The following is a 20,554-nucleotide window of genomic DNA, read 5'->3' on the forward strand; positions in this document are numbered from 1 at the left end:
ACCGGGATCCGGAGCCGCCCCCTACCGTGAGGGTCGAAGTGCCGCGGGGGTGGCGGCGGAGGAGGGGACGTACGGGCATGCGCAGAGTTCCACCGGAGATGTTCCGGTTCACCACGGGAGAGAAGGCTGACCTGAACGGGGCCGTTCTCGAGGCCTTCGGCGTGGCCAGCGAGTACCTGGAGACCACGCTCGGGCTCGACGGCGTACGCGAGCACCTGCATGCGGCGGGCTGGATCGCAGACCTCCAGGACGAGGAACTGTACGACGTACTAAATCGGATGGTGGGATGGGGACTCATCGACGTGGTCCACAACCACGCCGAGAATTACCGTACGGCCGAGGAGTACGAGCGGCGCAACTTGCACTACTCGCTGACCCGCCAGGGCGAAGCCGCGCTGGCCGGGGTGCGACACGCCCTGGAGGTGTTGGCCTCGACGGGTGCGCTGCAGACCGCGGTGCTGGAGGCGATCACCGACCGGCTCGACGAGCTGACTGTGCTGTCCAGCGAACCCGCCGCGGCCGACCGCCGCATTTTCAGCACCTTGCGGGAACTGGAGGGCCATCTGGAGGCCCTGGTGGAGAACACCAAGGCCTTCAACGGTCAATTGCAGCGACTCCTCCGCGCCGAGGGTGCGGACCTGGATGTGTTCCGTGAGGTCAAAGCCGCGACCGTCGCGTACCTCCAGGAGTTCCTGGTCAACCTCGACCGACGCGGCGAGACGGTTGCCGCCGCCGTGGGCCGTGTGGAGGAGCGGGGCATCGCCGTGCTGCGCGAGCGGGCCCTGCGCGGCGCCGAGCTCCCGCCGGTGCCGGGGGAGGCCCCCGCGACCGGCTGGCTGGAGAGCCGACGGGCACGCTGGGCGGGCCTGCGGGCCTGGTTCCTGCCGGACGACGGGACACGCCCCCGGATCGAGCAGCTGCACGACATCGCCCGGCGGGCCATCGTCTCCCTCCTGCAGGTTCTGGAGCGGATCAACGAGTCTCGGCGCCGTTCCTCCAGCGCCGTGCAGGACTTCCGGGAGCTGGCACGCTGGTTCGCGGCGGCCCCCGAAGAGGACGACCTGCACCGGCTGTGGGCGGCGGCCTTCGGTCTCGGTCCGGCGCGCCACGCCCACCTTGCCCACCCCGACCCGGAGCTGATCCCCTCGTCCCATTCCTGGTCCGAGGCGCCGCCGGTGGAGGTGTCGGTGCTGCTGCGGACCAGCGGACGGACGGAGCGCTTCACCCGCACCGGCAAAGTGAGGGACGTCGCGGCCACGAGGATCGAGCGCGCAGAGAGGGCACGTGCAGAGCGGGCGGAACTCGCGCGCGCCTGGCAGGCGCTGGAGACGGGCGGCCCCGTGCGGCTCTCCTCCTTCGGCACCTTGGATCCCGCGGGCTTCGACCGCCTACTGGACTTGCTGGGCCGGGCCCTGGCCGCCCCGCCGGACGCTAGCGGTCTGCGGCGTGCCACGACCGGGGACGGCCGGGTGGAGGTCGCGCTGTCGCCACCCCCCGACGCGCGTACCGCCGTACTGCACACCGAGAAGGGGACGCTGGCAGGCCCGGATTACGTCGTTCACATCATGGCCGCGGGCGGAGCGGTCGCCTTCCCGGCAGTCCACGCAGCCACGGGACAGGAGGCGGCTGGATGAGCACGCTCGCCAACCAACTGGCTTCCGCGGAACGGGAGGAGGTAGCCCGCGCCATTCGTCTTCTCCTGGCCCGCCCGCTACTCACCGAGGCAGCCGACCCGACCGGTTTCGGACTGGTACGGCGCCGGCGCGACCCACTGGCCCGATGGTTCGACTACACGTGCGGCTGGAGCCTGGTCGTGGAGCCCCGCCGAGGGTACGCCCGCCTCACCAAGATCCGCGCGAATCCCGATGGCTCCCGCCCGGCGCGCAGAGCGCGGTCAGGCCGCGCCCCGTTCGACCGCCGACGCTACGTCCTGCTCTGCGTCACCGCAGCCGAGCTGCTGTCGATGCCGATGACAACAATCGGCATGCTCGCCGACCGCGTTGTCCAGGCGACCGCGGCCGACCGGGCGCTGCCGGCGTTCGACCCGGTCCACCGACCGGAGCGGATGGCGTTCGTCGACGTCCTGAAACTAATGGAGTCGTACGACGTGCTGCGCGCCGTGGACGGGACGACCGAGGCGTACGTCGACTCCGCAGAGGCGAAGGTCCTATACCGGGTGGACAACACGCTGCTGATGCGGCTGCCGGCTGCGCCCGTCGGAGCCTCCCGGCTTGCCGTGCCTCTGGACGAGGTGCCCGCAGGGTTCGAGGACCTCCTTGCCGGCCTGGTGAGGGAACGCCGTTACGGTGGCGCGGCCACCGACGGGACGGCCGACGAGTTGCCCGGCGAGACTGCCACCACGGACGCCCAACGCAACCTGAAACTGCGCCACTCGATACTCCGCCGCCTCTTCGACGATCCCGTGCTGTACCGGGCTGACCTCGCCGAGGACGAACTTGCATACGTCACATCTCTGACCGGCCGCCAGATCCTGCGCCGCTCGGTCGAACAGGCCGGCTTCCTCCTGGAGGAGCGGGCCGAAGGCTTCCTTCTCGTAGACCCCGATGGCGTTGCCACCGACGTCCGCTTCCCCGACGACACCTCCACCGCCCGAGTCGCCGCGCTGCTCCTCCTCGAACCGCTCTGCGCCGCTCCCGCAGGGATGCTGCCCGAGCAGCTGGCCGAGGCCGGAGCCGATCAGCTGCGCCGCTTCCCGGGCTGGGCCAGGGCGTACCAGTCCGAGGACGGTCCGGCGCGCTTGGCCGACGACGCCGTACGCGTCCTGCTCGACGTCGGCCTAGCTGACAGAGCCCGAGGCCGCGTCGTCGCACAACCGGCCGCATACCGCTACCGCTTGACGGACACCATGAGCCCAGCCTCGAAGAACGACCCGGAAGGCACTACCGCTTCCAGCGGCGTTGCCGCGGAAGGAGACACGCAGTGAACGTAACAGAGTTTCCCCTTCAGCGACGTCCCGAGGGGACTGCCGAAGTGCCGCCCGCTCGAGAGGTCGGCGCCGCCTGTAGACGCTGGCAGCCCCACCGTGCGGGCATCCTCAACGTCTGGCGCTACTACGACGAGACCTTCTCCTTCCACCAAGGGCGCCTGCTGTTGCGCGGCCAGAAAGGCTCCGGCAAATCCAAGGCGCTGGAGCTGTTGCTCCCCTTTCTCTTCGATGCCAGCCTCCGTCCCAACCGCCTTTCCACGTTCGGTGGTTCGGAACGCACCATGCACTGGAACATGCTCGGTGCGGGTGCCTCCGGCAAGACGCGTGTGGGGTACGTGTGGATGGAGTTCCACCGTGTCGATGACGACGGCGTCGAACGGTGGTTCGGTTGCGGTGCGCGCCTGCATGCGAGCGTGCACACCAGCACGGCACACGCCGAGTACTTCACCACGGGCTCCCGGATTGCCCACCCCGACGGCGTACCCCTTGTCAACGAAGCGGGGCAGCCCCTGACCAAGGCCGCTCTCGCCGACGCTCTTCGTGACTGCGGTGAGGTGTACCTGTCAGCCGCCGATTACCGCACCGCCGTCCGGCGCGAACTCTTCGTGGGCATGGGGGAACAGCGTTACGAGTCGCTGCTCTCTGCCCTGCTCCAATTGCGCCAGCCCAAGCTGTCCGAACGGCTCGACCCGTCCTTGCTGTCCACCCTGCTGTCCCGCGCCCTGCCCCCGCTCGGCGAGGGAGAGATCACCGAGCTTGCCGAGGGCTTCGAACGTCTGGATCGGCAGCGTGACTACCTCGACAGGCTCGACGCCGAAATGAAGGCGGCTGAGACACTCGCCTCCCGGCAGCGCGCCTATGCCCGCCGGGTCCTGCGTGCTGGCGCGGCCGGGCTGATCTCCGCGACGACCGACATGGACGACCTCACCCGCGCCGCCCGCCAGAGCGCCGATGAGCTCGGCACGGCGCTCGCGGAACGCGCTTCGACGCAGACTCTGCGCGACGAACAGGAGCTGCGGGCAGACGCCCTGGACGAGACCGTCGAGGGGCTGCGCGAGAGCGACGCGTACCAGAAGGGGGAGGAACTTGACCGGCTCCGCCGTGAAACCGCAGATCTGGTTGCGGCTGCCAAGGAGCGGCGTGCCAGCGCTCAGTCCGCTGAGACCGGGGCGGAGAAGGACCGCAAGCTCGCCGACGAGACTGCGGGGCACGCCCGCACCCTCGACGAGCACGCGCGTGAGGCTGTAGACGAAGCACACCGGTCAGCCCGGGCAGCGGGCATGGAGTCCATCCACCACGAGGTGAGGGCGCTCCTCGAAGCGGAACCGGCGGCGTTCCTCACCGACGGCCAAGGGAACGGGACGGGCGGCCGACGGTCCGACGGTTCCGGTGCTGTCGCTCGTACGGTGGGTGAGGACGCAGCCCGCCGGGCCCGCCGACTGCTTCGGGGCGCGGTCACCGCCCGACGCGAGCAGGTCACCCACATCACCGAAGCGATCGAGGAGCACGACCGCGCGGTACGTGACCGGGGCGCCGCCGAGGGCCTGCTGGACGAGGCACGCACCAGGCTCGGGGAGGCGATCGTCCACAGGGACGCGACCGCCGGAGCCTGGGACGACGCCGTTGCCGCGCAAGCGGAACGGCTGTTGGCCTGGGCCGCGGGTTGCATGGAACTGTGCATCGCCGACCTCGGTGAACTCGCGGCTAGGGCGGCGGCCGAAGCGGACGTGCGGGCGTTGGTCGATGCAGCCGGACGACCGCTGGTCCAGGAGATCGCCACGGCGCGAGCCGGTGTCCGAGCCGCGCGCCGGAGGCTGGGGGAACAGCGGGGCGAACTTGAGGAAGAGGTACGCCAGCTCAGCGGCGAGACCGACCTTCCGCCACCGGCTCCGCCCACGCGCACTACCGTCCGCACAACGGCGGCGGGAGCGCCGTTGTGGCGGCTGGTGGCCTTCCGCGAAGGCGTCGCGGTCGCTGTCCAGGCCGCGGTGGAAGCGGCACTGGAGGCCTCGGGTCTCCTGGACGCGTGGGTCAGCCCCTCGGACGGGATCACGCTGCCGGGTCACGACACCCGTGCCGAGGCCGCCCTGGCCGAGACCGCCCCGGGGCCCAGCTTGCTCGACGTGCTGCAGCCCGAGGAGGACATCCCCGTACCGGCCGACGCCGTGGCCCGCATCCTCGCCGGTGTGGCGTACGGCACCACCCTGCCCAGCGGCCACCCCGCGGCCGTCTCCGCCGAAGGAGCCTGGCGCCTCGCGCTGGCCACCGGGACCTGGAGCAAGCCGGAACCCGCATTCATCGGTGCTCGGGCCCGGCAACGGACCCGGCAACGCAGGCTCGCCGAACTGACCAGGCGCATCAGGGAAGCGGACGGCGCCCTCGCCGCCCTCGACGACCAGCTCCGCGATCTCGATGCCCGTGCCGCCCGGCTGGAGACCGACCAGGCTGCCCTGCCCGACCACAAGGAACTCGATGCCCGCCGACGGGACTGGGACCGGGCCGAGGACAAGGTGGCTGCCCGGGACGAGGTCGTACGCGACGCGACCACCCACCTTGGCCAGTGCGAGACCGGCGTGGCGGACGCGCTGCGTACGCTGAGTTTCCGGGCCGTCGAACACGGACTGCCCACTGACCGCGATCGGCTGCGGACCCTCTCCGGCGACACCGAGAGGTTCCGCGACCTTGCCGACACCTGGGTCGACGCCCGTCTCACCGCGATCGTCGCTGCCGAGCGGGCTCGGCAGACGGCCGCGCAGGCGGACCGGTCTCGCCGCATCGCCGACGAGAGGGCCGGGGACGCGACTGCCGCCGAGGCGAAGGCCGCCGGGATGACGGCGCGCCTGGAGGCAGTGGAGGTGACCGTCGGCGAGGACTACCGGCAGGTCGTCGCGCGCGTCGCGGAGGCGCGGTCCGAACGGGACCGCTGCCGGAACGAAGCCCGCCGGGCGATCGGACTCTTGGTGGATCTGGAAGGCCGCATCGGAGAACTGCGGGCCACGAGCGTTCAGGACGCTGATCTACGGGAGCAGGCCGCTGCGGCCCGGGACAGCGCGGCACACCGGTTCCGGCATCTTTGCCTGGTCGGTCTGGCCGAGGACGCTGCAGTCGCACCAGAACTCTATGCTGGGGACGGCGCCAAGGCCACCCTGGAGGCTGCCCGTGCCATCGCGGCCCAGTGGCCCGGCCTCCCACACGCCCCGCGGAACCTCGGTGATGCTGCCACCCGTCTGTCCGAAGCCGTCCACGAGGCTCGCGGACACCTGGGCGTCCGTGCCGACCTGGCTCTGGAGCCCGACGACGACGTCCAGCTCTTCACCGCCACTCTGGACGGCGTACGCGTGGGGGCGGCAGGCCTGCTCACCACGCTCACTCAGGAACGCGACCGCAGCCGAGGCGACATCAGCACTGCCGAGCGGCGTCTCTTCGACCAGATCCTCTCCGGCGACATCCGCCGCCACCTCGCCGCCCGGATCCGCCGGGCCGGCAAGCTCGTCGAGGACATGAACGGGCACCTAGAGCGGGTCCGTACAGCCTCTAACGTCGCGGTCCAGCTCGTCTGGGACGTCCGTCCGGACCTCCCCGACAGCACCCGCACCGCCCGCCAGTTGCTCCTGAAGGACCCCGGCCGGGTCACCGAGTCCGACCGGGAGGCCCTGCACACCTTTTTCCGCGCCCGCATCGAGGAGGCCAAGGGTAGCGACACGACCGCGAGCTGGGAGGAACATCTCCGCGAGGTGCTCGACTACACCGCCTGGCACCGTTTCATCGTCCGTCTCGACCGGGCGGACGGAAACGGCTGGCAGCCGCTGACCAAGAGGCTGCACGGCGCGCTCTCTGGAGGGGAGAAGGCCATTGCCCTGCACCTGCCACTGTTCGCCGCCGTGGCCGCCCATTACGAGGATGTGCCCCTGGCACCTCGCCCGATCCTGCTCGACGAGGTCTTCGTCGGCGTCGACACCGTCAACCGCGGACAGGTCTTTGCCCTGCTCACCGCGCTCGACCTGGACCTCATGATCACCTCCGACCACGAGTGGGGCACCTACCGCGAGCTGCCCGGAATCGCTGTCCACCAGCTCCTTACCGACGGCAACGACGACGCCGTCACCAGCGCGCGCTTTGTCTGGAACGGCACCGGCATTGAGGCGGAATGACGACCACGGACGCGACAACCGCCACGGAACCGGGCCCGGGCGAAGCCACCCTGCGCCGCCCCGAACTTCGCCCCCTCTGGCAGACGGTTCACAGCCGTCTCTCCTCCGGCCGCTCCGTCACACGGGTACGCCTTGGACCGCTGGACGAGATCCAGCGGGAGGCCCTAGCCGACCTCCTCGGTCTCGACCGTCTGCCGGACGCCTGTCCCTCCGTCACCTTGGCCCGCCTGGAAGAGGCCGTCACCGAACTTTCAGGCCGCACCGTACGAGAAGTCGTCGCCGCCCTCGTCGGCCCACTTGGTGACAGAGCGGGTGAGCGCCGCCGCCAGGACGACGAACGTGCCAGTCTGTGGGCCTGGCTGGCCGGTCACGACACGGTACGAGCGCAGCCGGTGCTCGCCGACTGGGCTGCGTCCTGTCGAGCCGCAGGCATGGTCGGCGGCTCGACGGAACGTACCCATACACTGCTCACCGACGCGCTCAAGGTGCTCGCCGAACTTCCCGGCCAGGCCGAACCCCTGCCTGTCTTCGCCGCCCGAGTCTTGAACGGCCACGCGCACGCCCTCGACGACGGCACACCTCTGTCCACCCTTGTCCTCCGTGCGCTTGCGACCCTGTACGACACCGCCCCGCCGCAGTCCGCGGAGGAACGGCGAGCCTTGTGGACCCGCGCGGGCGTCGCCGACGACGAGCTGTCCAGCACCGTCGTTGCCGGCGGACTGAGCCCCGCCGGCGAGGGCCTGCTCGCTCGTATGGTGCGTCTGTGTACCGAGGCCGGTCAGGCCGCCAGCTTGACCCTCGCCCACGTCCGGGACCCGGGCGAGCTCGTTCTGCCCACCGGCCCTGCCCCACCCGTCGTCCACGTGGTGGAGAACCCCAGCATCTTGGCTCTCGCCCTCCGCCGCTTCGGCCCCGGCTGCCCGCCGGTCGTCTGCACGTCCGGCTGGCCCAACAGCGCCGCGATCCAGCTCCTGCGCGTACTTGTTGACCGCGGTGCTGCTCTCCGCTACCACGGTGATTTCGATGGCGAGGGCATCCGCATCGCCGCATACGTCCTGGACAAGACACGGGCGCACCCCTGGCGTATGGCGGCGGCAGACTACCGAGCCGCGGTCGTTTGTAATGCACACGGTCCTCAGCCTGGGCGCATTACCGAAGCACCGTGGGATCCTGAGTTGGCCGACGCTATGGCGGAGCACGGCACCGCCGTGGTCGAGGAGCTGGTAGCCGATGTGTTGTTGGAGGACCTCGCTGCTATCGCTAAGTAGGAGTGGCCATCGGGCTGGCTGCGACGCTCGTTTGACGCTCTGGGCAGCCGAAAAGGTGCTCGGAGCGGCCACGAACCTGAGCCGATCTGCAGGTATGCCGACTGCCGCTTCACGACGGCTACAACCAATGGTGTGGACCTCGTCGGCGGTATCGGCGGGGCCGAATTCGCACGAGCGGTCAGCCGCCAGGTCGTGCGCCTGCGCGGGCCCGAGTTGCGGAGCCGGGCGCGGGTCTGGATCCGGGCGGGGCTGTGGCCGCAGGAGATGGAGGCATGGATCGGCGCCGTTGGGGTGGACGGCGCCGCCATCGCCCGGGACGCCGTACAGCGGGCATCGCCCTGTCCGCGATGGACCTGTCCCCGGATGGCGTGCGCGTCAAGGAGCGCCTGTGGGGCGGGGAGCCCGCCTTCTCGGTCCTGGCCCGTCCAGCGGCCTGCGGGCGCTCGCTGTCCGACTGACGCGCAGACCGGGGCGCTCATCCCCCACTCGGCGCCGAGCAGCTCGTGCCCGCTCATCAAGCGCACATCGCGCGTACCAAACGTATGCGGAAGGCGTGCCCCCGTCCGGACGTGGCGCCCTGGGCGTAGCTGAGGGTGTTCGACTGGACGGGGCCGGTTGCGGTTCGCGGGGAGGCACGGACGCGCGGCGCGAGGGCTGTAGTGTCACGCCGATGTCCGGCGTGGTTCCGGCACGCAAAGGGGGGGTCGTGTTCTTCGTCTGTCTCACGGCACTGGTCGTACTGGCGGCGTTGGTCAACGCCGTCCTCGGCATCGCGGCGATCACTCGCGGATGGATGCTCCCGAAGGTCCGACCGGGGATCGCGCGCCCTCGCCTCTACGGCTGGGGGCGTTGTTGTTCGCCTTCGGTCTCGGTGAGATGGCGATCGGCCCAGAGGTATTCACCGGCCCGTTCCGTGTGCTGGGAAGACCGGTTGGGTTCCTAGCACTGCTGTAGTGCGCCCGAGTAGACCGTGCGAGGCGACTTCCGAAGGCCGCCGATCTCCAAGACCTGGCCACGTCGTAGCTGTATTGACCTGAAGCGTTGTTCACACGGCTGATCGGTGGGTGGCCGTCGAGTGCGGTGTGACAGCGATGGTGGTTGTAGGCGTGGAGGAAGTCTGCCAGGTCGGCGGTGCGTTCTTCGTTGCTGGCGTAGGACCGCAGGTAGGCCCATTCATCGCGCAGGGTGCGGTTGAAGCGTTCGACCTTGCCGTTGGTCTGCGGCCGGTAAGGCCGGATCTTCTTGTGGGTGATGCCGGACGTGGCCAGTGTCTGGGTGAACAGTTTGGACTTGTAGCAGGAGCCGTTGTCGGTCAGGACCCGTTCGACGGTGATGCCGTGGGCGGCGAAGAAGGCGTTCGCCCGCTGCCAGAAGCCGGCGGCGGTCTCCTTGCGCTCGTCGGTGAGGACCTCGCTGTAGGCCAGGCGGGAGTAGTCGTCGACGGCGGAGTGGACGAACGAGTAGCCGGTCACCGGCTTGCAGCTGCGGCGTCGGTCGGTGGTGGCGAGTTTGTTGTCCATCGCCTGGCGGCGGTCCATGATCTTGTGACCGCCGCCGTCGGGGGTATAAAACGAAGTCCTTGACGCGCTCCTCGAAGCGGTCGCGGCCGGTCGAGACCGCCCAGCGGGCGGCGCGGAGGTTCTCCTGCCCCCGTGCCCGCAGTGTCGCTATGTCCGGCGCAGCGCAGCGTTCAGTACTGCTCGGTCTCCACAAAACCCGTGTCCACGCCGTCGGTGCCGAAGGCGTCCGCAGCGGAGGTCGGGTTGAATCCGGGCGGGCTGTCCCTGAGACCGAGGCCCATGCCGGCGAGCTTATCCTTGACCTCGTCGATGGACTTCGCACCAAAGTTGCGAATGTCGAGGAGGTCGGCCTCGGAGCGGGCCACGAGCTCACCCACGGAGTGGACGCCCTCGCGCTTAAGGCAGTTGTACGAACGGACGGTGAGGTCGAGCTCCTCGATCGGCATCACCAGATCGGCGGCGAGGGCGGCGTCCACCGGGGACGGGCCCATGTCGATGCCCTCGGCTTCGACATTGAGTTCGCGGGCCAGACCGAACAGCTCGACCAGCGTCTTACCGGCGGAGGCCATGGCGTCACGTGGACGCATGGCCGGCTTGGTCTCGACGTCGACGATCAGCTTGTCGAAGTCGGTGCGCTGCTCGACACGCGTGGCCTCGACCTTGTACGTGACCTTGAGAACCGGCGAGTAGATGGAGTCGACAGGGATACGGCCGATCTCCTGGCCCACCTGCTTGTTCTGCACGGCGGAGACGTAACCGCGGCCGCGCTCGACCGTGAGCTCCATCTCCAGCTTGCCCTTGCCGTTGAGCGTGGCGAGGACGAGGTCCGGGTTGTGCACCTCGACACCGGCCGGGGGCGCGATGTCGGCGGCGGTGACCAGACCCGGGCCCTGCTTGCGCAGGTACATCACGACCGGCTCGTCATGCTCTGAGGAGACGACCAGCTGCTTGATGTTGAGGATCAGGTCGGTGACGTCCTCCTTGACGCCCGGCACGGTGGTGAACTCGTGCAGGACGCCGTCGAGGCGGATGCTGGTGACAGCAGCGCCGGGGATCGACGACAGGAGAGTGCGGCGGAGGGAGTTGCCGAGGGTGTAGCCGAAGCCCGGCTCCAGCGGCTCGATCACGAAACGGGAGCGGAACTCGTCGACGACCTCTTCGGTCAACGAGGGACGCTGAGCAATGAGCACGGGGTGTTGCCTCCAGTGGTTTGGCGCCCGCTATGTGACGCCGTAGACAACACGAAGGGTACGGGGCGATACGGGCTCATCGGCCTACGAAGAGGCCCGACCGCCCGACTCCAACCCAGCGAGGAGATCTCGAGTCTCCCTTCCGCCAGCCGCCCCCACTGCCGTTTCTGCTTTGCCCGCGACACGCGACCAACAGCGTCCGTTCTACGCTCCCGGCCTCCCCGGCCAGGCCGTCGCCACCCGCTATGCCCACCGCATGCCGTGCTGTCAGCAGACTTCGCGGACGTAGCGCTTGTCCGCGGACAGGCGCCTGATGTAGACGGCTGCTTCGTCGGGGCTCAGGCCGCCGTGGGTGGGGCTTGGGCCCCAGGCCGTACGGGAGCAGGTCGCGAACGCCTGCACGCCGACGGGGATGCTCACGCCGCGGTGCGGGGTGTCAGCCCCGCAATCGTGAGCCACGGTCTGGCCGTCGCCCCGCACCGCCGCCGGCAGGACACCGCCCTCAGCAGCGACTACCGGCTGGCGAACCTCATCCACGAGCCCGAACTCGTCCCGCCGAACCCATCCTTGCGCCCCTTACGTCACGCCACTGCACCGTGCGCTCCGCCAAGACAGGCCCGGGCCACCCCGCGCCTATCACGACTGCTGTCAGGAGCCTTCCGTGTCATCCGCGCCCCAGATCACCAAGCCGACGGGCTGGCGTGCCCCTTCCCCGCTCAGCGTCCTCGACTGGCAACGCCGCCAGGAACTGTTCACCCGGTCGAATCTGACGCAACGCATGCTGGAGACGGCGATCCGGGGCGGTCACTGGACGATGATGCCCCTGGCCGATGAGGCCACCACATTTACCGTCACAGACTTCGCCGCCCGCGCACTGATGCTGACCGAGTCGGACCGCCTGCGCGAAGCGCGCACCTACAGCATCGGACCCAACGCCACCGGCCTCGCTGTCGCGGCGAGCTCCGGATCTGCCCCTCAGGAGCCAATCAGCCTCAACCGCCCCCCGAGCCCCAGCGGGTTGATGCTCTTCACCGACCCGATCGGCTCCGACGCCGAGACCTACCGCACCGCCAACGGAAGCAGCGCAGAGATCCACACGCCGATCGTGGCCGTCTCCTGGTCGCTGTGGGACGGAAGCCAGGACCACGTCGACGGACACGCGGTGACCTGGCTCAGGCAAAGCAGCCACGGCGCCATCGTCCCCTGCCGGGGGATGAGGGGCATCTGGATGACGTTCTACGCCCCACGCACCAGCGAAATGCTCGGTGTTGACGCCAGCCAGGCAGTAGCAGTCGGCCCCGACGGCAGCCTGATCACCGCCGCTGAGTCGGCTCTGGCAGACACAGCCTTCCAACGATGGGACCCCGACCTGTTCGGGCCCCTCGCCTGGAACAACGAACTCGTACTTCCCGAAGGAGAGACCTTCGCCGACCCCAAGCCGGGCACCGTCCAGCACTGGGCCGCTACCGTCTACACCACCTGGCAGATCATGCAGCAGACAGGCAAATCCCAGCTCACCGAGACCATCCGACACTCACTGCCGCCCGCCGCTCGAAAGAAGGCAGGCCAAAAGGCAAAGAGGTCAGGAGCGGTCCAGAAGATCGGTGACGGCTCCGTGCGGGTGATCGACCTAGCAGCCCCCTCTCGCCCGGCGTCCACGGCGGCCCACCGCGACGCCGCCGCGTCCGACGGCCGCCGCACGGTTCAGTGGTCATGCCGCTGGCCCGTACCGCCCTACCGCCGCAGCACCTGCCTGAACCCCTACCTGCACCACAAACTCAACGACACCGCCCTCGACCACCACGAACATCGCGAGGAGATCATCCCGCTCCGTATCAAGGGCCCCTCGGACAAGCCGCTGCGCGTACCAGGAGGAACAACCTTCAAGTTTGACGTCCCTGCTCCGTGACGACCGGCCCCGCGCCCGGACATCCGTCCCGGCCCGGGGCCCGCTCACATCGTGGTGTTCAAGCCCCGGACCACACCAATACCCTGCGCCGCATGAGCAAGACGCCACGGCACGGCGCCCGCCCTTGACCCAAAGCACGGCCGGTCACCCGCAGCCCCGGCCGGGGGAGTGGCTGGTCCACGCCGACGGCGATCACCGGCAGGTGGTCAGCGCCCACGCCTTCGCCAACGGGCAGCCCTCCTAGCCCACCGCCCGGCCGGCCCCGCCGCCGCGCCTGGCCGCGCCCCACCGGGCTACCACCGGCTGGGCCTGCTGCTGGCCCCGGCCTCGCGCCTGGACACCCCCTGACCCCGGCGCGGGGCCGCCCGCACACCAACCCACCCGCACCATCACCGGCCGGGCCGCACCCCGTCGCGGCGCCCGCCGGGGGTCAGCCACCCGCCGCCCCCGGCGGCCGTGCCCCGGCGGCGCCGCCCGCCCCCACTTCGGCGGCCGCGCGCCGGAGTCACCGCCCATCTGCCGCCCCCGACGACCGCGCCCGGCTGCGAGGGGGTTTGCGTGGCTTGGTGGGTGTCGGGTCAGTGTGAGGGCATCGAGGACGCGGCTCCCCCCCGGCCACTGGCCGGGGGTGGTCGAGCCCTTCCCGCCTCGAATCGGCGATGGCCCTGTCGTGGCCCGCTCTCGCACTCTTCCCGCCCCTCCCGTTCCAAGGAGTCGTCATGCCCGCGTCCCTTGCCCCGGTCGTTGCCCCCCAGCCCCTGAACCCCGCCCCGATCGCGTCCACCGTGGTCGAGCCTGCTCCAGTCGCTGCCGCTCCAGCCGCATCCGCCGATCTGGCGCCTTACGACGGGCCCCGCATCGCCGCCGCGGACTTCTTCGCCCGGGCCAGGCAGGGGCGTGCGGTGACCACACTGCCGGTCTTCAGGGACGGGGACTGCGTGCTGTGCCCGCGCGGCACCGAGTGGATGCGCAGACTCAGCCGGTGGATCGCTCCCGGACAGCCGGACGGCGTGTTCCTCACCGATCGGGAGGTGACCGGCTGGTGGCGGACCAGGACGATGCCGGGCAGCCAGTTCACGCTGGTACGCCGACTCACCCCCACGGAGACACGCCTGATCCCCGGTGACCGCTACCTGAGCCGGGTGCGCTGCCTGAGCCTGCGTAAGGGCGCGTTCACCTACGACGAGCCGGTCTCCGGGGACTGGCTGCGCTCCATCGCCTGGCAGGCCGCTCAGACCCGCACGGTGAGCGTCCACCTGGAGCTGCCGAGCTGCATCGTCACGCTGCACTCCAGCGCGGTCGGCGACGTCTTCTTCCACCCCGCCGCCTGACACCACCCCACCCGCCCCGCGCCCCCTGGGTCCCGCCCTCGGGGGGCGGGACCCAGGGGGCGCGGGGCCGGGAGAGGCGCTCACCGACCCCGAACGGCAAGCATCCTCCCGTGTACGAGAAGCCTGACCTGGACACCCGGCTCGCCCGGCTCCGCGAGAACATCACGAAGTGGCAGGCGAGCCTGAAGCGGCACACATGTGACGAGCGGCGAGGCAAGGGTTTCGCCTACGACATCGCTCTGCTGGACCAACGCGACGACATCGCCGCGCAGATCGTGCAGGACTTCGGCGCGATAGACGAGGCGATGCCCGAGCGCCGGATCATCAACAGCGCCGCCCCGTCGGCGTGGACCATCGACCGCCTCACCGACGACCAGCTTGCCGCCGTCAAGGCAGACTGGCCGGACCTGGCGCTCTTCAATGGCGCCACCGTGCGCCAGGTCGCCGACGTCCTCGGCACGCCTGGTCCGCGAAATGGCGCGGCAAGCCCTACGCAACGCCCCACCCGCCCCAACCCCCGGCGACTAGGAACCCCATACCCCCACGCCCCTGCGCCCCCGCGCGTCCCCGGGTAGCGCGGGGTGGGGGTGTCGTGTGGTCGTGGCACCTTCAGGCGGATGGCCGCCGCCCCGTGCTTGTTGCCCCGCTAACGGCGTTGTCGGCTATTGAAGATCGGGGCGAGAACCGTGTGGCTGTGGGCCCGAAGTGCTGACTGGGGATGGTGGTTCGGCCGCTGGTGAACGCCGATCCTCCGACAGGACCCGCCCGCATATCCTCCGGACATGGTTGATCAACGTTCGGTCGACGTTGGCGCGGTCCGGCTGGCCTATCAGATCTCGGGTCCGCCGGACGCTCCGCCGCTAGTCCTGTTGCACGCGCTGGGCGAGGATGCCACCGACTGGGAGGCGGCTGTGCCCGCTCTCGCCCGGAGTCGACGGGTGTATGCCCTCGATCTTCGCGGGCACGGCCGAAGCGACTGGCCGGGGGACTACTCGCTTGAACTCATGCAGGCCGATGTGCTTCGGTTCCTGGACACACTGGGACTTGGCCCAGTGGATCTGATCGGGCACTCCATGGGCGGGATTGTGGCCTACCTGCTCGCACAGCACCATCCGCAGCGGGTGAGTCGACTCATCCTGGAGGACGTTCCAATCCCGCGTCCTCGGGAGCAGACCACCCCGACCAGGCCGGACGGCGCCCTGACCTTCGACTGGGAGATGGCGCTGGCCGTCAGGCGGCAGATCGATGTGCCTGACCCCAGATGGCTGGAGCGACTCAGCCAGATCACCGCCAAGACCCTCGTGCTCGCCGGCGGCCCACACAGCCATGTTCCCCAGGACGGCGTCGCCGAGCTGGCCCGCCGCATCCCCGGCGGGCGAGTGGTCACCATCCCGGTTGGACACCTGATCCACCACGCAGCGCCGGAGGCGTTCACCGAGGCGGTTTTGGCGTTCCTGTAGGAGAACTCCCGTCCTGCCCGCCAACCATGAGCACGGTCACAGGCCGTGTCGTGTGGACGGTCGCACGGGTTCTTCGAGTGTGACCAAGAAGTGGGCCCGTGCGGCCTTGTCCCATCCTGTCTTCACAGGCGTCTCGCGTGCCCATCTCGGCGGTTTAATCGAGGAGTTGGCCGGGCCGTGGCAGGCCCGACGGGAATCGGCATTGCATCAGCGGCGGGGAGGGAAGCGTCACCGTGCCGCCGGGGCGGGCCGTAAGCACGAGCTGGTGTTCACCGACCGGGTGCTGGTCGCACTGGTCCACTTGCGCACTCAGCTCCCGCACGCCGCGCTCGCCGAGCTGTACGGGGTCGGCCGCTCCACCGTCACCGAGGCCATCGGCGAGATCCGCCCGCTGCTCGCCGACCGCGGCTTCGCCGTCCCCAACCAGCCCGGACTGCGCCTGCGAACGTTGGCCGACGTGTTCGCCTACGCCGATGCGGAGGGGGTGACCTTGCGGATCGACGGGACCGAGACCCAGGTCCGCCGCCCGAAGGCCCACCGCCCGGGCCGCTGCGCGTTCGTCTCCGGCAAGAAAAAGCAGAACACCATGAAGTCCACCACGATCAGCGATGGCCAGGGCCGCACCATGTGGTCCGGGGCCGACCGGCCCGGAAGAATGCACGATCAGACTGCCATGCGCACCGAGGGCATTGCCGAGCAGTTCCGCCTCCACCCAGACGTGAGAGCCGAAGTGGATGAGGGCTAGCGGGGTCTGGCGAACGAGTTCCCCGAACAGGTCAGTGCGCCGCCGAAAAAGCCAAGGGAAGACGTGCCGCTCGGTGACCGGTACGCCTGGCGTGAGCAACGGCGCCGCCAGTCCTCGGCGCGGATCTGCGTCGAACACGCCAACGCCGAGCACAAGCAGTGGCGCCCGCTTCAGCGCTTCCTCGGCCGCCGCGAGCACTACCCGGCCACGCACCGAGCCGTCGCCGGCCTGGTCTCCGACCGAGCCGCCCAGCGGCCCACCCGCCGCGAACCGAGCACCGAACTCGTGCCCGTCAGCCCGATGACCTGCTAAATCGCCCACCAGCCGAACTCTCAGGTCGTCCCGCCTCAACATCAATAGCCGACAACGTCGTAACCGTGTGACAGGCCACTGTCGGCCCCACGACCGGTCACCAGCCCGTGGTGCCCGACCCACAGGAAGGCCCCCCAGATGCGTGTCACCCCCAGCGGCTACGTCCTAACCCGTCCCAACATCCTCGACCACCTGCGTGAGGAGGCCGCCCGCACCCGCAGCCACCGGGAGTTCACCGAGAGGGCGATCACCGCGTTCGAGAGCGAGGGCCCCGACGCCGAGCCGTTCCTGAACGGCTGCCCCCACCGGATAGCCCGGCTGATCTTCGACGAGGTCGCCGAAGCCTACGACCCGGCCGACCCCGCGGCACGCGACGCCACCCGCGCCACAACAGTGGTCCGCGACTTCGCCCTGCCCTACACCAGCCACCGCAAAGAAGCCGTCGTTCGGACTCTGCGTGCCCGGCAGCGGCGCAACGCGAGCGGCCTGGACCGGCTCCGCGTCCACCTCACGATCGGCTGACCCGCCGCCCGCCCGTCCCGAACCCCTGGCCCCCGCCCCCGCACGGCGGGAGTCCGGGGGCCGCGCCCTGCCCGCCCCGCGCTACAGGAGACCGCCGCCAGCGGCGCCCTCGCACACCCCCCCGGCACCACAACGCGCCGACCCGCACACGACTCCCCCCACCGCCCGCCTGTTGCCGTTCTGCCCGTTGCCTCAGCTGGTTATGACGGCAAGGGAGGCGCCGACCCAGCACGGACGCCACCCCGCAGCCGTCAGGGCCTTGCACCAATGCCGTTGTTTTAGGGCTCCGCGGGTTGGGGTCGTTGGATGCGGACTGCTCGGGTGCCGGCGCGGTTGGGCTGGGGCCAGCCGTGGTGGTCGGCCCGTTTGAGCCGGTAGTTGGACATCTTGCGTTTGACGACGCGGGGCTGGCTGCGCAGGCGTCTGGGCGGTAGGAGGCGTTCGAGCAGGTCGTGCTGGAGCAGGACGAGGGCTCTGACCAGCAGCTCAGGGGGAAAAACTGCCCGGCGTCACGGTCACGCTGCGCCGGGCAGAGCGCAGGGTTTCGGTGAAAGAGACCCGGTCGGGATCCAGGCCGCGGGTGGCGGCCGTTCTCACCATCAGCTCGCGCAGCGCGTGGTGGACCAGCAGGTGCGCCCAGATCTGCTGCAGGACGCCGTCGGGCGTCTTGCTGGTGAGCACGGTGCGGGCTCCGCGTTGATGGGTTTTGAGCTCGGCAAAGACAGCCTCCGCCTCCCAGCGTTCCTGGTAGAGCGCGGCCAGCTGGCGGGCGGGAAAGCGACGGGCGTCGAGCAGGGTGGTCACCAGACGGTAGTCCTCGCCTTCGCGGGCAGTGCCGTGCAGCTGATAGGCGACCACCCGCACCGTGACCGGATCACGGTGCGCGCGATCGGTGGCGGCGTGGATGCGCGAGAGCCAGGACCCGTCCCGCAACTGCCGCTCAGAAGCACCCCGGTGTGGCCTCGGTGCCCATCGGTTTTACGGTCGTGGCAAACAGCACCCGCAGCGGCTCCGAGCCCAGGCGTTGGCGGGCCCGGAACAGGGACGATTTCGCCGGGATGTGCCACTCGCCCAGCAGCCCCTGGTCCCGCAAGCCCTCGACCAGGTGCCGCATCACCTCCAGATACGGCGCCGGCGAGAACAGGGCAAGGGCGAGCACGAAGTACACCACCAGCCGGGTCGGCAGCAGACGTCTGCGCTGCTCACCACGACCACAGGCAGCCACCACACGATCCACCAACCCGGGCCGATACACCCAGGTCAGCAGCCCTAACCCCGATAACTCGCCGATATCCGCAGACACCCGCACCACCCCCGGGAAGCACTACGCAGCAGCGTACGCCCGCGGACTAAAACAACGGCATTGGGCCTTGCACGGCTTGGTGCCGGCCGGGGCAGTGTCGGTGCTGCCAGAAGAACCCGCTCCCGCACCACCCTGCCGCGTGCGGTCGAGCCCCCGGCCGCCGGGCCGTCCCTCACCCCTCAAGGGGCGGCCCGGCCCCTGCACCCGCGCCGCATCCAGAACGAGACCCCGAGCTTCCGGAGAGCCCATCCATGCCCGCAAGCACCCGCTCAACGCAACGCCCCGTCGGCCGGATCCTGCGCAGCCTGGCTGCCGCGGAGCGCCCCCGTCCGGGCCAGCTCATCGTCACCGAGTGGTCCGAAGCCTGTGCCTGCGGCGGGAACTTCCTCGGCTACCAGGAAGAGCCGTGCAGCCCGCAGTGCACCGGCTACTACGCGGTCCGCGGCTGGCGCGTTCTCAGCCATGGTGGCGGCGGTAGCGGTCCCCAGGCAGCCGGCCAGCCGGGTGAGAGCTACGGCCCGACCACAGCGGGCCCCTGCTACGACTGACCCCGCGCTACCGCCCGCAGCACCCTCCGGCCCGCCCCCATACCTGGGGGCGGCCCGTCCCGCATTCTCCCGGCCGCCAGCACGAGCACGGCCGCCCCAGCTTGCATCGACCGGCCGACCGCCGCCCCGCCCCGCTCGTCGCCCTCCCTCAGTGATGCCGCGCACGGAGGGGCCGAGGGCCGACGTCTGCCCCCGCGCCGATGGCCGGCTGCGGGTCTAGCCTGAGCCCTGCTCATGGCCCGGGGCACCGGTCCATGGGGGCGCTGACCTCCGCAAACCCCGCAAGCCGGTCCCATTCCCGCCCCGCCGGCAGGAGATCCCCGCCATGACACCGAGCCCCCCTCCACCGTGACCGGCATGATCAGCCACGTGCGCCCGTAGACCGCCCGTCTCCGGCGGGACTGGCCGGGCGGGCACGCCGCCCGCTGCCGCCCCACTTTCGGTAACAGCTGTTACCATGCTGGTATGGCAAAGACACAGCTGGGCGCGCGCGTAGACGAGGACGTGGCGGAACTCGCGAAGAAGCGCGCCGCCGACCTGGGGCTGAGCATCGGCGACTACCTCGGCCGGCTGGTGCAGGACGACACCAGCGGCCTGCGCGCCCGAGCGGTGGACGCGGCCGCCCGCTTCCTGGCCGAACACCAGGCGGTCTTCGACGAGGCCGAACACTCCCAGCAGACGCCTCGCGGAGCGCGCGCAGCCTGATGGATCTGAACATCGACGTTCCCTGGATCCTGCAGGTCGCCGAAGCCGCCGGGGCGAACGATCCGACCCCCGACGACTACGGCGTGCCCGTCTCAGCGGTCGCCCGCCACCGGGCGGAACTGTTCGAGCAGCCCGTCTACGACGGCCCCTACGCCAAGGCCGCCGCCCTAGTGCACACGCTGGGCCGCTGCCGCTGGCTGGAGCGCTCCAACCTCGCCGTCGCCGCCGCATCCGGCGTCATGTACCTCGAAGCCGCCGGGATCACCCTCAAACCCGCCCGCGAGGACGCCATCGCGCTCAAAGACCTGCTCCTTGACCCCGCCTGCACCGCGGGGAAGATCGCCGCTCTGCTGCGGACCTGGCCCACCGCCACCTGACGCCCGCAGACCCGGCACCGCTTCCCGCAGCGCTGAGAGCAGTACCCGTAACGTCAGTGCGGTGGGGACGTGAGGCGGGAAACGTCGGCGAGGACGGGCGGGCCGCCACGGGCCGAAGGCGTCACGGGCGACATCGACTGCCTGCAAGCACCCGCCCACACACGCGCGACCCGTCGGCCGGATCCTGCGCAGCCTGGCCGCGGTGTTCACGCTTCCCGCCGAACACACCCCGTTATGCGTGCGCACACCGACCTCGTCGACCAGCC

17 protein-coding genes and 2 pseudogenes are annotated in these 20,554 nt (G+C 70.2%); 14 read left to right on the forward strand and 5 right to left on the reverse strand.

Going from position 1 to position 20,554, the window contains the following annotated elements; translation table 11 throughout:
- Nucleotides 1–77 precede the first annotated feature (77 nt).
- From ACFVVO_RS32735 to ACFVVO_RS32755, 5 genes are all read left to right on the forward strand, one after another.
- A complete protein-coding gene (locus tag ACFVVO_RS32735; protein WP_390059823.1) occupies nt 78–1,634 on the forward strand; it encodes a TIGR02677 family protein in 1,557 nt (518 codons plus the stop codon).
- Nucleotides 1,631–2,944 (forward strand): TIGR02678 family protein, encoded by a 1,314-nt coding sequence (locus tag ACFVVO_RS32740; protein WP_390059825.1) that lies wholly within the window; start codon nt 1,631–1,633, stop codon nt 2,942–2,944. Before ACFVVO_RS32735 ends, ACFVVO_RS32740 begins: the two co-directional genes overlap by 4 nt.
- A complete protein-coding gene (locus ACFVVO_RS32745; RefSeq protein ID WP_390059826.1) occupies nt 2,941–7,098 on the forward strand; it encodes a TIGR02680 family protein in 4,158 nt (1,385 codons plus the stop codon). The genes ACFVVO_RS32740 and ACFVVO_RS32745 overlap by 4 nt, the downstream gene beginning before the upstream one ends.
- Nucleotides 7,095–8,366 (forward strand): TIGR02679 family protein, encoded by a 1,272-nt coding sequence (locus ACFVVO_RS32750; protein ID WP_390059828.1) that lies wholly within the window; start codon nt 7,095–7,097, stop codon nt 8,364–8,366. Before ACFVVO_RS32745 ends, ACFVVO_RS32750 begins: the two co-directional genes overlap by 4 nt.
- Nucleotides 8,367–8,638: 272 nt before the next feature.
- Nucleotides 8,639–8,824: a hypothetical protein gene (locus ACFVVO_RS32755; protein WP_390059830.1), complete on the forward strand. Its 186-nt coding sequence runs from the start codon at nt 8,639–8,641 to the stop codon at nt 8,822–8,824.
- Between the two features lie 567 nt (nt 8,825–9,391).
- On the opposite strand, the pseudogene ACFVVO_RS32760 reads toward ACFVVO_RS32755, so the two are convergent.
- From ACFVVO_RS32760 to ACFVVO_RS32770, 3 genes and pseudogenes are all read right to left on the reverse strand, one after another.
- Nucleotides 9,392–9,928 (reverse strand): annotated as a pseudogene (locus tag ACFVVO_RS32760) (integrase core domain-containing protein); the annotation flags it as partial.
- A 128-nt stretch (nt 9,929–10,056) separates the two neighbouring features.
- On the reverse strand, nt 10,057–11,076 hold the full coding sequence (locus ACFVVO_RS32765; protein ID WP_390059832.1) for a DNA-directed RNA polymerase subunit alpha: 1,020 nt from the start codon (nt 11,074–11,076) through the stop codon (nt 10,057–10,059).
- A gap of 267 nt (nt 11,077–11,343) precedes the next feature.
- Nucleotides 11,344–11,496 carry a hypothetical protein gene (locus ACFVVO_RS32770; protein WP_390059834.1) on the reverse strand — a complete coding sequence of 51 codons (153 nt, stop codon included), beginning with the start codon at nt 11,494–11,496 and terminating at the stop codon, nt 11,344–11,346.
- A gap of 358 nt (nt 11,497–11,854) precedes the next feature.
- On the opposite strand from ACFVVO_RS32770, the gene ACFVVO_RS32775 reads away from it, so the two are divergent.
- The 6 genes and pseudogenes from ACFVVO_RS32775 to ACFVVO_RS32800 all read left to right on the forward strand — a co-directional run bounded on the left by ACFVVO_RS32775 (nt 11,855) and on the right by ACFVVO_RS32800 (nt 17,355).
- Nucleotides 11,855–12,985, forward strand: a complete 1,131-nt coding sequence (locus ACFVVO_RS32775) for a hypothetical protein (protein ID WP_390059836.1) — start codon at nt 11,855–11,857, stop codon at nt 12,983–12,985.
- Nucleotides 12,986–13,704: 719 nt separating this feature from the next.
- Nucleotides 13,705–14,316 carry a hypothetical protein gene (locus tag ACFVVO_RS32780; RefSeq protein WP_390059838.1) on the forward strand — a complete coding sequence of 204 codons (612 nt, stop codon included), beginning with the start codon at nt 13,705–13,707 and terminating at the stop codon, nt 14,314–14,316.
- A gap of 110 nt (nt 14,317–14,426) precedes the next feature.
- Nucleotides 14,427–14,891 (forward strand): hypothetical protein, encoded by a 465-nt coding sequence (locus tag ACFVVO_RS32785; RefSeq protein ID WP_390059839.1) that lies wholly within the window; start codon nt 14,427–14,429, stop codon nt 14,889–14,891.
- A gap of 207 nt (nt 14,892–15,098) precedes the next feature.
- Nucleotides 15,099–15,776 (forward strand): alpha/beta fold hydrolase, encoded by a 678-nt coding sequence (locus ACFVVO_RS32790; RefSeq protein ID WP_390059841.1) that lies wholly within the window; start codon nt 15,099–15,101, stop codon nt 15,774–15,776.
- Nucleotides 15,777–15,855: 79 nt separating this feature from the next.
- Nucleotides 15,856–16,833, forward strand: a pseudogene (locus ACFVVO_RS32795) (transposase family protein).
- A 138-nt stretch (nt 16,834–16,971) separates the two neighbouring features.
- Complete coding sequence (locus ACFVVO_RS32800; protein WP_390059843.1) at nt 16,972–17,355, forward strand: hypothetical protein; 384 nt, start codon at nt 16,972–16,974, stop codon at nt 17,353–17,355.
- A 486-nt stretch (nt 17,356–17,841) separates the two neighbouring features.
- Here ACFVVO_RS32800 and ACFVVO_RS32805 read toward each other — a convergent pair whose 3' ends face one another.
- Together ACFVVO_RS32805 and ACFVVO_RS32810 are read right to left on the reverse strand one after the other, a co-directional pair.
- Nucleotides 17,842–18,288, reverse strand: a complete 447-nt coding sequence (locus tag ACFVVO_RS32805) for a transposase (RefSeq protein ID WP_390059845.1) — start codon at nt 18,286–18,288, stop codon at nt 17,842–17,844.
- 7 nt (nt 18,289–18,295) lie between these two features.
- On the reverse strand, nt 18,296–18,658 hold the full coding sequence (locus ACFVVO_RS32810) for a transposase domain-containing protein (RefSeq protein WP_390059847.1): 363 nt from the start codon (nt 18,656–18,658) through the stop codon (nt 18,296–18,298).
- Nucleotides 18,659–18,909: 251 nt separating this feature from the next.
- Here ACFVVO_RS32810 and ACFVVO_RS32815 point away from each other — a divergent pair, with 251 nt between their 5' ends.
- From ACFVVO_RS32815 to ACFVVO_RS32825, 3 genes are all read left to right on the forward strand, one after another.
- A complete protein-coding gene (locus tag ACFVVO_RS32815; protein ID WP_390059848.1) occupies nt 18,910–19,206 on the forward strand; it encodes a hypothetical protein in 297 nt (98 codons plus the stop codon).
- Between the two features lie 465 nt (nt 19,207–19,671).
- Complete coding sequence (locus ACFVVO_RS32820; RefSeq protein WP_390059850.1) at nt 19,672–19,911, forward strand: hypothetical protein; 240 nt, start codon at nt 19,672–19,674, stop codon at nt 19,909–19,911.
- Nucleotides 19,911–20,288 (forward strand): fic family toxin-antitoxin system, toxin component, encoded by a 378-nt coding sequence (locus tag ACFVVO_RS32825; protein WP_390059851.1) that lies wholly within the window; start codon nt 19,911–19,913, stop codon nt 20,286–20,288. Before ACFVVO_RS32820 ends, ACFVVO_RS32825 begins: the two co-directional genes overlap by 1 nt.
- Nucleotides 20,289–20,554 lie beyond the last annotated feature (266 nt).

Origin of the sequence: Streptomyces sp. NPDC058145, assembly GCF_042884245.1 — a bacterium.
GTDB lineage: Bacteria > Actinomycetota > Actinomycetes > Streptomycetales > Streptomycetaceae > Streptomyces.

Coding starts and splice junctions, on each gene's coding strand:
- ACFVVO_RS32735 (WP_390059823.1), top strand. CDS start 78: ATGCGCAGAGTTCCACCGGAGATGTTCCGGTTCACCACGGGAGAGAAG.
- ACFVVO_RS32740 (WP_390059825.1), top strand. CDS start 1,631: ATGAGCACGCTCGCCAACCAACTGGCTTCCGCGGAACGGGAGGAGGTA.
- ACFVVO_RS32750 (WP_390059828.1), top strand. CDS start 7,095: ATGACGACCACGGACGCGACAACCGCCACGGAACCGGGCCCGGGCGAA.
- ACFVVO_RS32755 (WP_390059830.1), top strand. CDS start 8,639: ATGGATCGGCGCCGTTGGGGTGGACGGCGCCGCCATCGCCCGGGACGC.
- ACFVVO_RS32775 (WP_390059836.1), top strand. CDS start 11,855: ATGCTGGAGACGGCGATCCGGGGCGGTCACTGGACGATGATGCCCCTG.
- ACFVVO_RS32780 (WP_390059838.1), top strand. CDS start 13,705: ATGCCCGCGTCCCTTGCCCCGGTCGTTGCCCCCCAGCCCCTGAACCCC.
- ACFVVO_RS32790 (WP_390059841.1), top strand. CDS start 15,099: ATGGTTGATCAACGTTCGGTCGACGTTGGCGCGGTCCGGCTGGCCTAT.
- ACFVVO_RS32800 (WP_390059843.1), top strand. CDS start 16,972: ATGCGTGTCACCCCCAGCGGCTACGTCCTAACCCGTCCCAACATCCTC.
- ACFVVO_RS32815 (WP_390059848.1), top strand. CDS start 18,910: ATGCCCGCAAGCACCCGCTCAACGCAACGCCCCGTCGGCCGGATCCTG.
- ACFVVO_RS32820 (WP_390059850.1), top strand. CDS start 19,672: ATGGCAAAGACACAGCTGGGCGCGCGCGTAGACGAGGACGTGGCGGAA.
- ACFVVO_RS32825 (WP_390059851.1), top strand. CDS start 19,911: ATGGATCTGAACATCGACGTTCCCTGGATCCTGCAGGTCGCCGAAGCC.